This window comes from Flavobacterium oreochromis, assembly GCF_019565455.1.
GTDB lineage: Bacteria > Bacteroidota > Bacteroidia > Flavobacteriales > Flavobacteriaceae > Flavobacterium > Flavobacterium oreochromis.
This window is the reverse complement of record NZ_CP067377.1, coordinates 2,737,646-2,750,970: the sequence shown is the minus strand read 5'-3', so window position 1 is coordinate 2,750,970 and position 13,325 is coordinate 2,737,646. Positions and strand designations below refer to the sequence as shown.

Annotated in this window: 6 protein-coding genes and 5 pseudogenes; 2 read left to right on the top strand and 9 right to left on the bottom strand. The window is 29.6% G+C overall.

Going from position 1 to position 13,325, the window contains the following annotated elements; genetic code table 11:
• Nucleotides 1–28: 28 nt before the first annotated feature.
• Nucleotides 29–3,031 (bottom strand): annotated as a pseudogene (locus JJC03_RS13135) (amidohydrolase family protein).
• A 162-nt stretch (nucleotides 3,032–3,193) separates the two neighbouring features.
• Between JJC03_RS13135 and JJC03_RS13130 the strand changes: the two are divergent.
• Nucleotides 3,194–4,727, top strand: a pseudogene (locus JJC03_RS13130) (YifB family Mg chelatase-like AAA ATPase).
• 68 nt (nucleotides 4,728–4,795) lie between these two features.
• On the opposite strand, the pseudogene JJC03_RS13125 reads toward JJC03_RS13130, so the two are convergent.
• From JJC03_RS13125 to JJC03_RS13115, 4 genes and pseudogenes are all read right to left on the bottom strand, one after another.
• Nucleotides 4,796–6,021 (bottom strand): annotated as a pseudogene (locus JJC03_RS13125) (Glu/Leu/Phe/Val dehydrogenase dimerization domain-containing protein).
• A gap of 89 nt (nucleotides 6,022–6,110) precedes the next feature.
• Nucleotides 6,111–6,689 (bottom strand): chalcone isomerase family protein, encoded by a 579-nt coding sequence (locus tag JJC03_RS13120; RefSeq protein ID WP_165624228.1) that lies wholly within the window; start codon nucleotides 6,687–6,689, stop codon nucleotides 6,111–6,113.
• A gap of 73 nt (nucleotides 6,690–6,762) precedes the next feature.
• Nucleotides 6,763–6,954 (bottom strand): hypothetical protein, encoded by a 192-nt coding sequence (locus JJC03_RS18915; RefSeq protein WP_309597666.1) that lies wholly within the window; start codon nucleotides 6,952–6,954, stop codon nucleotides 6,763–6,765.
• Entirely contained in the window at nucleotides 6,932–7,837 is a 906-nt protein-coding gene (locus JJC03_RS13115; RefSeq protein WP_309597665.1) for an anhydro-N-acetylmuramic acid kinase, read from the bottom strand. The genes JJC03_RS18915 and JJC03_RS13115 overlap by 23 nt, the downstream gene beginning before the upstream one ends.
• 94 nt (nucleotides 7,838–7,931) lie before the next feature.
• Here JJC03_RS13115 and JJC03_RS13110 point away from each other — a divergent pair, with 94 nt between their 5' ends.
• Nucleotides 7,932–9,071, top strand: a complete 1,140-nt coding sequence (locus JJC03_RS13110; protein WP_088398678.1) for an acyl-CoA dehydrogenase — start codon at nucleotides 7,932–7,934, stop codon at nucleotides 9,069–9,071.
• Nucleotides 9,072–10,172: 1,101 nt separating this feature from the next.
• Here the strand turns inward: JJC03_RS13110 and JJC03_RS18110 are convergent.
• From JJC03_RS18110 to ccoG, 4 genes and pseudogenes are all read right to left on the bottom strand, one after another.
• Nucleotides 10,173–10,283, bottom strand: coding sequence for a DUF465 domain-containing protein (locus JJC03_RS18110; RefSeq protein WP_258932625.1), 111 nt, complete (start codon nucleotides 10,281–10,283; stop codon nucleotides 10,173–10,175).
• A gap of 186 nt (nucleotides 10,284–10,469) precedes the next feature.
• Nucleotides 10,470–11,172: pseudogene (locus JJC03_RS13100) on the bottom strand (sulfite exporter TauE/SafE family protein).
• Nucleotides 11,173–11,310: 138 nt separating this feature from the next.
• Nucleotides 11,311–11,757 (bottom strand): FixH family protein, encoded by a 447-nt coding sequence (locus tag JJC03_RS13095; RefSeq protein ID WP_088398681.1) that lies wholly within the window; start codon nucleotides 11,755–11,757, stop codon nucleotides 11,311–11,313.
• Nucleotides 11,758–11,849: 92 nt separating this feature from the next.
• Nucleotides 11,850–13,269, bottom strand: a pseudogene (gene ccoG / locus JJC03_RS13090) (cytochrome c oxidase accessory protein CcoG).
• Nucleotides 13,270–13,325: the final 56 nt, after the last annotated feature.

Genomic DNA, 13,325 nt, shown 5'->3' with positions numbered 1-13,325 from the left:
ATCTGAATCTTTTAAAGTTTGATTTATCTTAATAATTTTCCATTGTATCACAATGGTAATGTTTTTTCTCAGTTTTAGTTGCTGGTCTTGTAATTGCTCCTTGATTTTTTTCTTGTAACATTTGATTTATGAGCTCTTTTTTTTCTAATTGAATAGATTTTCTATGTTTTTCATCCAGTACTTTATCATAATACACAACTCCTTCAATCATGGTTTTATCAACTTTTGCATAAACTGATAATGGGTTGTCATCCCATAAAACTAAATCTGCATCTTTACCTATCTTTATACTTCCTATTTTATGATCTAAATGTAATAGTTTAGCTGGATTTAATGTAACCATTTTCCAAGCTTCTTCTTCTGATACTCCTCCATATTTTACAATTTTTGCAGCTTCTTGATTTAATCGTCTTGACATTTCTGCATCATCTGAATTAATGGCTACAAGTATTCCTTTTTATGAAGAATAGAGGCGTTGTAAGGAATAGCATCATTAACTTCGTACTTATAAGCCCACCAATCAGAGAAGGTAGATGCTCCTACTCCGTGTTCTTTCATTTCATTAGCAACTTTATAACCTTCTAAAATATGTGTAAAGGTATTTACTTTAAAGTTAAATTTTTCGGCTATTCGCATTAGAGATAAAATTTCAGACTGGACATATGAGTGACATGAAATAAATCGTTTACGATTTATAATTTCGGCTATTGTTTGTAATTCAATATCAACTCGTGGTTGTTTCATTATGCCTGATTTTCCTTGGGCATTAAATTGTTTCCAATTTTTATCATATTCAAGTGCACGGGTAAAATAATCTATAAACACTTGTTCAACTCCCATACGTGTTTGTGGAAAGCGAGTTGGATCTGAAATACCCCAATTAGATTGTTTTACATTTTCTCCTAAAGCAAATTTGATAAATTGGGGGAATTTTGAAAGATCATTTCATCAGGTGATAGCCCCCATTTCCAACGCACTATAGCCGAGCGTCCTCCTATAGGATTAGCGGAACCATGTAATAACTGTGAAGTGGTTACTCCTCCTGCTAAATTTCTGTAAATATTAACATCATCTGAATTTACAACATCCTCTATGGTAACTTCTGCCGAGGAATTATGACCTCCTTCATTTACTCCACTAGATATTGCTATATGAGAGTGTTCGTCTATAATTCCACTAGTTAAATGTTTTCCTTTTGCATCTATATTTTCAATTATATCTTCTTTTATATTTTTACCTATAGCTGCTATTTTTCCATTTTTTACTAAAACATCTGTTTCAGTTAAAATTCCTTCTTTTTCATTTGTCCAAACCGTAGCGTTTTTAAATAATATACTTTTTACGTGTGGTTTTTCTATATTTCCATAAGGCAAATTAGGAAAAGTTACAGGAAAAATTTTATTCAATTTTTTATCTTCTAATTCTTGATTATTGGGAATAAATTTATCTGTTTGTGTTGCTTCCCAAGTAGATTCTAATCCATCAGCTGTTACAACTTTACCTATAATTTTTTTACTATCTGAAATAAAACCTGTTAATCTATTAAATTCTGTTTTAGTAGTATCTGCTGTTTGTAATAAGATATTTATCCAATTATTAGATACGGTTAGTTTAGCATTTATTTTTTTATTATCAGTATTTTTAATTTCTATCTTAGGAGCATTAATTTCTCCTTCTATTTTCATATTATAATTTTCATTTTTGAAAGTTACATAATAGTTTCCTCTAGGATCTTTAGCTTCTAAATCATTTATTATATTTTTTTCCCATTAACCCAATTTTCAAACAAAGTAGTTTTAGGATCAAAAATATCACCTGAAGTAATTAAGAAATTGGCATAAGCACCTGCTTTTAAAGAACCTATTTCGTTTGATTTACCTAATAAATCTGCTGGAACTGTTGTTAATGCTTCTAATGCTGTTTTTTTACTAAAACCATACGCTATGGCTTTTAATAAATTAGTTTTAAAATCATCTATTTTTTTTAATTTATCAGTTGTTAAAGCAAATACAATTCCGTTATCAGCTAGTATTTTAGGATTTAATGGTGCTTGATTCCAAAAACGTAAATCAGCTAATTCCATTTGATTTGCTATATAAGGATCTGATACGTCGTATACTTCAGGAAAATTAATAGGTATGATTAGTTTTGATTGTATTTTTTTTATATCCTCAATCCGTTCAAATTCATTACCCGAGCCTTTAAATATATAATTAACGCCAAATTGTTTTCCTATTTTGGCTACACGCAGAGTATTTAATTTATCTTCTGAATCAAAAATTTGAACTAATTTTTGATTTTGTATTAGAGCTTGTAATGAAGCGTCTTTATATTCTGAGTTTCCTTTTTGATACCAACTAGCATCGTGGTACATTTGTTTTAACAGAGCTAAGGTCCCCATTAATGAAGAAGGATAAGCTTGATTAGAAGAGCTACTTCTGGTTAAGGAAAAATGGTTTGTTGCTGATTTTTCTAAAAAGTTATTTGTCTCATTTTCATTATTTAAAAAAATCAATGCTCCTGTTCCTCTTGCTATTCCGTCTGGAATATGAGTTCCCAAAACTCCAAATCCTGCTTTTAAAAATTCTTCTGCTTTTTGACTATCATATTTATAAACTTCAAATACATTTTTTTCTGATTTAATATGTTCATTCCAATAATAGCCTTTTCTTTTTGTATCGTACAAAGGATTATTTGTTCTATTAGCATTTGTGTATTTTATTGTTTCAACTCCAAAATTAGTATACAAATCAATAAATGAAGGATATATAGTTTTTCCATTTAAATCAACAGTTATAGTGTTTTTGGGAATTATTAAATTTTGACCAACTTCTATAATTTTTCCTTCTTTAATTAATAATGCTCCTTTTTCTATTATTTGTGAAGGCGTAACATAAATTTTTGCATTAATAAAGGCAGTATAATTAGAAATATTAGTTTTAACACTTTCATTATTAGGAAAATATTCTTGAGAATTAATATTATTCAAAAATGTTAAGTTTAAGAATAAAAATGTTACTATTTTTTTCATAATTGATGTTTATTTTATTCTCGAAAATTAAAAATAAGCATTCAAAACAAAACACATATATTAAATTTTAACAAAATTTTAAGTAATAAATTTAAAAAACAAACAACTCTATTACTTTTTTATTATTTTTACTATATACAAGCCATTTAAAAAATATAAGCCATGTTAGTAAAAGTATTTGGAAGTGCCGTTTTTGGTGTAGATGCTACAACCATAACAATAGAAGTTAATACAGAAAAAGGAATTGGTTATCATTTAGTAGGATTACCTGATAGTACAATTAAGGAAAGCTGCTTTAGAATAACAGCAGCTCTTAAAAATAATGAGTATCATTTTCCTGGAAAAAAATAATTGTAAATATGGCACCTGCTGATTTACGAAAAGAGGGATCTGCGTACGACTTAACTATTGCAGTAGGTATTTTAGCCGCCTCTGGACAAATAAATAAAGAAGAAATAAATCAATACATCATAATGGGCGAACTTTCTTTAGACGGAAGTTTACAACCGATAAAAGGAGCATTACCTATTGCTATAAAAGCTCGAGAAGAAGGTTTTAAAGGTTTTTTCTTACCTAAACAAAATGCTAATGAAGCTGCTATTGTATCAGATTTAAACGTATATGGTATTGAAAATATAAAAGAAATCATTGCTTTTTTTGAAAAAAATTACAACTAGAACCAATACGAATTAATACACGTGAAGCGTTTTTTAAAACTATAGACTATCCCGAGTTTGATTTCGCTGAAGTAAGAGGGCAAGAATCTATTAAAAGATGTATGGAAATAGCTGCTGCGGGAGGTCATAATATTATTTTAATCGGACCTCCTGGTGCTGGTAAAACAATGTTAGCCAAACGACTACCCAGCATATTACCTCCTATGACTTTAAAAGAGGCATTAGAAACAACTAAAATCCATAGTGTTGCAGGAAAAGCAAAAGATTCAGGATTAATCAATCAGCGCCCTTTTAGAGCTCCCCATCACTCAGCATCTAGCGTTTCTCTTGTAGGAGGAGGGAGCTATCCACAACCTGGCGAAATTTCCTTAGCTCACAATGGTGTTCTTTTTTTAGATGAACTACCCGAATTTAAAAGAGAGGTTTTAGAGGTTATGCGGCAACCTTTGGAAGATCGAGAAGTAACTATAGCAAGGGCTAAATTTACGATCACTTACCCCTCTTCTTTTATGCTTGTTGCTAGTATGAATCCTAGTCCAAGTGGTTATTTTTATGATTCAACATCTAAGTTAAGTGGTAGTGCTAACGAAATGCAGCGTTATATGAGCAAAGTATCAGGTCCTTTATTAGATAGAATAGATTTACATATAGAAGTAACACCTGTACCTTTTGAAAAACTTTCAGATAATCGTCAATCTGAAAGCAGTTTAGAAATTAGGAAAAGGGTTTGTAAAGCACGTGACATTCAAAGCCTACGATTTAAAAATTACGAACATCTGCACTACAATGCCCAAATGACCACAAAACAAATAAGAGAATATTGTGCGTTAAATGAAGATTCACTTTATTTATTAAAAACTGCGATGGAAAAACTGAATTTATCAGCCAGAGCTTATGACAGAATATTAAAAGTTTCGCGTACTATAGCTGATCTTGAAAATTCAGAAAATATTCACTCTCATCACATTGCAGAAGCTATACAATATAGGAGCTTAGACAGAGAAGGTTGGCTAGGATAAGAATAATCTATAAAAAAAGAGATGGTTTGATTTTATGACCATCTCTTTTTTTTTAATCAGTTAAAAAGCTAAACTAATTGTTTTAATGCTATTTCAAATGCCCTTGCACTAATATTCTTTTTATCTGAACTTGAATCAAAAGTCTTTTGAATAGCTGTTTTAATAACATCAGAAGTATCATTAAAAATTGCTTCATCTGTCATTTGTACCTTACGTTCCATAAAATAAGCAAAAACACGAGCCATTCCACAATTTGAAATAAAGTCTGGAATTAAACTTACTTTACTATCTGTTTCTTCCATAATAGGTCCGAAGAAAATTTCTTTATCTGCAAAAGGAACATTTGCACCACATGAAATTACTTCTAATCCTGAAGTAATCATACTTTCTACTTGTTCTTTAGTTACTAAACGTGAAGCTGCACATGGAGCAAAAATTTCGGCTCCTATAGACCATATTTTTTCATTAATTTCTGAAAAAGGAAGCATGTTTTGTGCTACTAATTTATTTCCCTCTTTATTTAGGAATAATGATCTTATTTCTTCAAAACTAAAACCTGTTTCATTAATAAGTCCACCATCTCTATCTATAATTCCTACGATTTTGGCTCCCATTTCTGCTAAGTAAAAAGCAGCTGCGGAACCAACATTACCAAAACCTTGAACGATGGCTTTTTTACCTACAACACTTCCACCATAGATATCATAATAATGTCTTACAGCTTGTGCTACCCCGTAACCTGTAATCATATCAGCTACAGTATATTTTCTATGAATATCTGGCGAAAAAGTAGTATTCTCTATTACCTTTACTACTCCTTGACGTAATTGTCCAATACGATTAATTTTATCCGCTTCGGTAGGTTTAAAGTGTCCGTTAAAAACCCCTTCTTGTGGATGCCAAACACCACATTCTTCTGTCATTGGTATTACTTCATGAATTTCATCTACATTTAAATCTCCTCCTGTACCATAATAACTTTTTAATAAAGGTGAGACTGCTTTGTACCAACGTTGCAGGACTTCTTTTTTCTAGAATCATTAGGATCAAAATTGATCCCTGACTTAGCTCCACCTATAGCTGGTCCAGAAACTGAAAATTTAACCTCCATTGTTTTAGCTAATGATAAAACTTCGTTCATATCTAAGCCTTTACGCATACGAGTTCCTCCTCCAGCAGCACCTCCTCGTAACGAATTAATTACAGTCCATCCTTCTGCATCTGTTTCAGGATCTTTCCAATGAAATACTACTTCTGGTTCTTTATTTTCAAATTTCTTTAAAAGCTCTTTCATGTTATTTTATTTAAATTTAGATGTGTCTATTATGAAAAAAGTTGTGCAAATGTAAATATTTTGCACAACTTTTTTCATGACTTATGTTTTTAATGTTTTCCTAAAAGCTCATTCTTTAAATCTTCATCTGCTGGTTGATCTGATAACCAAATACCAAAAAGGGCTTTTTTAAAGTCTTTTCCTTCTACTTTTCCTTTTAATTTATCATTTTTAACAACTGAAATAGCCTCTTCTTTTGGATTGTATGACAATACATACACATCTCCTTTTACAATTTCATCTGAAAGCAATAATTTAAATTGATTAATCTTAGGCATCATAGCATTTAACTTTTCTCCGCATGATTTTTCAAAACCTTTTTCCATTGCATTGGTTAACTTACGGGCTGTCACCATTTTTGAAATTATTTCAATACGAACAGCCATGTCTGTTTCTCCATCCATAATCACTTGAGAATCTTGCGTTAATGCTGTCAAATATAAAGCCTGCACATACACATCAACCCAAGCTTTTGATCTAGTTCCAAATCCATTTAATTGAATTTTCTTTCCTCCATTTACTTCTATTGTTCTAGGAACAATCACTCCTTCTGTTTCAAATTGCGTTTGTGCACTAGACAAAAACGTTGTAAACATAAAAGCGGCAAAAAATAATTTTCTTAGTTTCATATTCTGAATATTTTTAGGGTAATACAAATGTACCACATTTAAAGAGGATTCCAAAAAATGACAGTTTTTATTCTTATTTGTATTCGTATATGAATCCTGCTGAATGATCTTCAAAGGCTCCTGTAACACTTGAAAGTACATTAATTTTATGTTGTAATTTTAGTACTCCCAAAAAGGCAAAAATTAATGCTTCTTTAAATTCTATTATATTTTTATTTGGCACTGTAATTTCTATATCCGGATTATTTTTTTTTATTTTTTTCAATTAAGTAATCATTATAAGCTCCACCACCAGTAATTAACATTTTACCTGTTTTTTTAAATAATACTTTTTTAATTTGTAGAGCAATATGTTCGCAAAATGTACACAAAATATCTGGAATACTTAAATTATCATATCTATCAATAATAGGAAGTACTTTGCTTTTTACATATTCAATCCCTAATGATTTAGGAAAGGGTAATGTGTAATATTCTAGTTGATTTAACTCTGTTAATAAAACTTGATTAATACTTCCTGAAGCAGCTATTTTCCCTTTATCATCAAATTTATTTCCTATTTTTTCGGATAAAAAATTCAAAACAGTATTTACTGGAGATATATCAAAAGCGACTCTTTTTCCTTGAATTTGAAATGAAATATTAGAGAAACCGCCTAGATTTAAACAGTAATCAAAATCTGAAAATAAAATTTGATCTCCTATAGGTACTAAAGGAGCACCCTGCCCACCCTTTTTAACATCTTGAATTCTAAAATCACACACTACTGTTTGACCAAGCAACTGAGCTATTATTGGTAAATTGCCTATTTGCAAAGTAAAACCTTTTTGAGGTTGATGTAAAACAGTATGTCCGTGTGAACAAATAGCATCTAAATTATTTAAATGATATTTTTGTATAAAATTTCTAATAATAGAACTTAAATATATTGTATATTCTTGATTTAAAATTTGTAATTCGAACTGACTAAAGTTTACAGCAGATTTTAATTTAAATAACCATTCTTCAGTATATGGTATCGTTTCTGCTTCTAATATTTCAAATTTCCAGATCTGATCTTCATTTTTCAACAGTACGTGAGCTAAATCAACCCCGTCTAAAGAGGTGCCAGACATTACACCTACAACATTAAAAAAGTTCTTTTCCATAACTTGCAAAAATAGTCAAACTTATTGGTAAATTAGTATAAATAACTATATTTGAAAACTTTTATAAAAATAAAAACAAAAACACATAAATACGATGAACTTTAATTTAAGCGAAGAACATTTAATGATTCAGCAAGCGGCAAAAGATTTTGCTCAAGCGGAATTATTACCAGGTGTTATAGAAAGAGATGAACATTCTATATTTCCAACGGAACAAGTAAAAAAAATGGCTGAACTAGGCTTTTTAGGTATGATGGTAGATCCAAAATATGGAGGAGCTGGTTTAGATAGTGTTTCATATGTATTAGCTATGGAAGAAATAGCTAAAGTTGATGCGTCTGCAGCAGTAATTATGTCCGTTAATAACTCTTTAGTATGTGCAGGTTTAGAAAAATTTGCCAGTGAAGAGCAAAAAATGAAATATTTAGTTCCTCTTGCTAAAGGTGAGGTTATCGGTGCATTTTGTTTATCAGAACCAGAAGCAGGTTCAGATGCTACTTCTCAAAAAACGACTGCAATTGATAAAGGAGATTATTATTTATTAAATGGTACTAAAAACTGGATTACCAATGGTGGTTCAGCTTCTACTTATATCGTTATTGCTCAAACGGATGCTGAAAAAGGACATAAAGGAATTAATGCTTTTATTGTTGAAAAAGGATGGGAAGGTTTTTCTATAGGTCCAAAAGAGAAAAAAATGGGAATCAGAGGCTCTGATACACATTCACTTATGTTTTCTGATGTAAAAGTACCGAAAGAAAACCGTATAGGTGAAGATGGTTTCGGTTTTAATTTTGCTATGGCTGTTTTAAATGGCGGAAGAATAGGTATTGCTTCTCAAGCTTTAGGTATTGCATCTGGAGCATATGAGTTAGCTTTAAAATATTCACAAGAACGTGTAGCTTTTAAAAAACCTATTTTTCAGCATCAAGCCATTGCTTTTAAATTAGCTGACATGGCTACTCAAATTACAGCTGCTAGAATGCTTTGCTTAAAAGCAGCTTGTGAAAAAGATGCAGGACAAGATATTTCTCATTCAGGCGCAATGGCTAAATTATTTGCTTCAGAAACTGCTATGAATGTAACTATAGAAGCGGTTCAAATACACGGAGGTAATGGCTATGTAAGTGAATATCATGTAGAAAGAATGATGCGTGACGCTAAAATTACTCAAATCTATGAAGGGACTTCTGAAATTCAAAGAATTGTTATTTCAAGAGGTTTAGTAAAATAAAAATTACTGAAAGAAAACAAAATAACAACTTATAAACTTTCCTAAAAGTCTATAAGTTGTTATAATGGAGCTTGTCCTAAAAGTAAGAAATCAACGTATCGTTTGACACTATCGCAAAAAGGAGTTTCATAATCAACATGATGCAATTATTTCTTCCTCTGACAAAATGATGAAGTCTACTAACTTTTAGGACAGCCTCTTTTTTAAAATATACTCTACATATACTTGAAGATTGGATCCTAATTTTGTATTCAAATTAACTATTTTCTGATTGATTTCTTAATGTCAAAAATATGGTTTATAGATCTTTTCTATTTAGATTTTCAATGAGATTTAAATTATTTTTCTGATTTCTAAGAAGAGAATAATAAAAAACAGCCCGTTTCCCTTAATTTTTTTCCTAAAATTTTATAGCATAATACTATTTATACTTCTATTATCAATAAAGTATTCTAAAATCTAAGAGCTTATTTTATTTAAATTTAAACACAATAAATAGAGGTTTAAAAAACATCATTTTTTTATTTACATCGCAGTAACAAATAAAGTTTAAAATTGTCTTATTTTTTGGATACAGTCTATAATTACTTCTCAGATTTCATTATTTTGACTATTCTTTCAAATATTTTCAAAAAATATTTCAATGTTCATCCAGCAATAAGCTATCTATTTTCAAAAACTTTTAATTTTCAATAGTTTTTTAAGATAAATAAAGATAATATGTATTGATTTTTAATAAGACTATGAAAAGGAAGAAAAGGTATTTATTCTTATGTTTTAGAAAAGAAGAAGAGGTTGTCTAATTGTAAAATTACCCCCCAGTTTGTCAATTTAATAAAAAAACAAAATCAATTTTTTATGTATTCATTCAGGGTTTCTCTAGTTTATCTTAAAAGATAACTAGAGAAAGCCACTGAAGAAAGTTAAATGACTATTTGAGGATTTTTAGACAACCTCTTTCTTAAATCAACACAGGATTGATACTAAAACTTTTTTATAATTTATTAGAAACACATCATATCTGATTAAATTTTTAATTTATATCATAATAATTCTGCATTAAACTTTTAACTATAAATACTTTATATCAAATTAGTCAATCTAGTTTTTTAACATTGAAAAAATTTCATCTTTCAAAAATAACAATCTAGCTTTTAGTTCGTGCATATGTGCATCTGTAGTGGCTTCTGCTCCAGAATTATATCTATGAATTTCATGTTCGACTTCATGATATTCATCAAATAATTTTCTGAAATGATTGTCTGTTGTTTTTAAATCATGAATTTTTTCGGTGAATTCGGGAATTCGTTCAGTAGGTTGTGTCTTTCCATTTTTGCTTATATTTAAATTATTACTATAATTCTTATTTTTTACTGCTTCTTAAACTAACTTTTATCATTATTTACAATGTGGCGTATTTTGAATAAACAAACTCATGGTACTAGGAGATAAAAAAGGTAAATCCAATCCTAATCCTCTAAAAATAAATAATACTCCGACTCCAATGACTGCTATTGGTATTATTTTTTGAATTTTATTTCGTACAGGCATTGTCAATAAATTGGATATATATACGACCATAGTCATCATAGGAATTGTTCCTATTCCATACAAAGCCATATAAACGATACTTAAAGAAATTTTTTGCATAGCGATAGCTCCAAAAAGTGCTACATAAACTAACCCACAAGGTAAGAATCCATTAAGTAATCCGATCATAAAAATAGATTGATAGGTTTTGTTTTTAAATTGCTGACCTAACAATGTTTTTACTTTACTTAACATTATGAATACAGGTTTAGAAAAGTTGTATTGGGCGAAGACTTTTTCTGGAACTAAAACTATTACTATCATTAAAATGCCAATAATAATTGACATTTTTTGCTGGAAACCAGCAAGAAAAAGCCCTCTACCCAACAAACCAAAAAATGATCCTAATAAAATATAGGACATAATTCTTCCTATATTATAAATTATAATTTGTATAACTTTTTTTGTTTGATTTTTTTCTATCAACAGGTAACATCATAGCAATAGGACCGCACATACCTACACAATGCAAACTGCTAATTAAACCTAATATGAATGCTGAATAGATCATTTTTTAAGTACTTAATTTCTAGCACTCAACTAGTATATTATTTTCGTTAGATTTTTAAATCCTAAATTCATTAGCTTTTTACTCAAAAAAACGTTTTTTTATTTTCATTTTTTAAATTAATAAAAACTGGATACTGAGTTATAGATTAACTTTTTCTTTGTTCAAATAACTTTTCCCTTGGTATTCCCAGTCAATACTAATGTCCCAACGACCGCCAATCAGCTTGGTTTTAGGTATGAGCAAATTGGAAGAAGATAACGATATGGGCACATCGAAATCTAATTGCTGATTAGACGGTCTATAAAAGGACACCTTACCTATTATATTTTTATATTGAAATGATTTTGGAAATTTTATTATAAGTCCTTCACTTTTTGTTTCTATAAGGACTTTTTCTTTTAAATTAATTGCATTTTGTTCTTTATCTAATTGATTCTGATATCCTATTTCTTTTTTATAATATTCTTCTGTAACCATTTCATGATCATATTCTTTCGTTCCTTGCACTTTAAATACAAAGTATAATATGAATGTGATAAATAACCCAAATGCTATCACAATTCCTGTTCCCCAATTTGCTCTCATAATTATATTATTATCTACCTATTTGTGTTGTATAACCTAATGATAAATAGCTTTTGCATTATATTTCTAATAGGTCTTTAAAAGTCACGATGCTAATTAAATTTTCTTGGCCCTAAAAAATTACTAGTCGTTGTTTCTATTAATTTGTTATTATTATAAACCTCTATTTTTATTTTTGTTTTATCACCTTCTAGAAATGCTGGATGAATTTCTACGAATAAAGTCCCTTGAGCTAAATTATCTTTTTTAACTTGAATACTTTGTTTTCCTACAATTTCAATTTTACCCTCTGGATTAACTAATTTAAAAGTTACATTTTTAAAATCATCCATAGTTTTATTAACTATTTTATAAGTAAAAACATTCGTTATATTTTCTCCTTTGTGTTGGAATAATTGCCCTGGTAAACGCAACACTGTGGCTTCTACATCATTTCTTAAAAACAACATCCCTATAAAAATACCTATAAGAATAACTAAAACGGCTATATATCCTTTCATTCGAGTTGTAAAAACAAATTTTTCTTTTTTTACAATCTCATCTTCACTTGCATAACGTATTAGATTAACAGGCAAGTTTACACTTTTCATGATAGTATTACATTCATCAATACAAGCTGTACAATTAACACATTCTAACTGTGTCCCATTACGAATATCAATTCCTGTAGGACAAACATTTACGCACTGATGACAATCTATACAATCACCTTTACCAGCTAATGTTCTGTCTTCGCCTTTTTTAAATTTTGCTCTTCCTTTTTCTCCTTCCCCTCTTACGTGGTCATAAGCTACATTAATGGTTTTATTATCTAACAACACACCTTGCATACGACCATAAGGGCAAGCTATAATACATACTTGTTCTCTAAACCATGCAAATACGAAATAAAAAACTCCTGTAAAAATCAAAAGAGCTATTAATGTTCCCGTATTATTAAGAGGTCCTTGACGTACCATATCTAAAACATGATCACCTCCTGCTAAATAGGCTAAAAAAACATTAGCTATAAAAAGAAACTATAAAAAAGAGAATCCATTTTATTACTCTTTTTCTAATTTTTTCTGCATTCCATTCTTGCTTAGTTAGTTTTATTTGAGCCCCTCTATCTCCTTCTATCCAGTATTCTATACGTCTAAATACCATTTCCATGAAGATAGTTTGAGGACAAATCCAACCACAAAAGATCCGACCAAAAGCTACTGTAAATAATGCTAAACCAACGACTCCAATAATCATTGATATTACGACTAAATGAAAATCTTGAGGCCAAAATGGAAATCCAAAAATTGAGAACTTTCTTTCTATTACATTAAATAGTAAAAACTGGCTACCATTTACTTTTATAAAAGGTGCTAAAAAGAGAAAAATTAATAAAAAGTAACTTACTATTTTTCTTTTGTCATAAAATTTCCCACTTGGTTTTTTAGGAAAAATCCAAGCGCGCTTTCCTTCTTTATCAATAGTTGCAATAGTATCTCTAAAACTATCTGATGGTGAATGGCCTGCCATAATCAATTTATTTTTATGTGATTTCGAATGTAAAGAAGAAATCACATACTTTATGT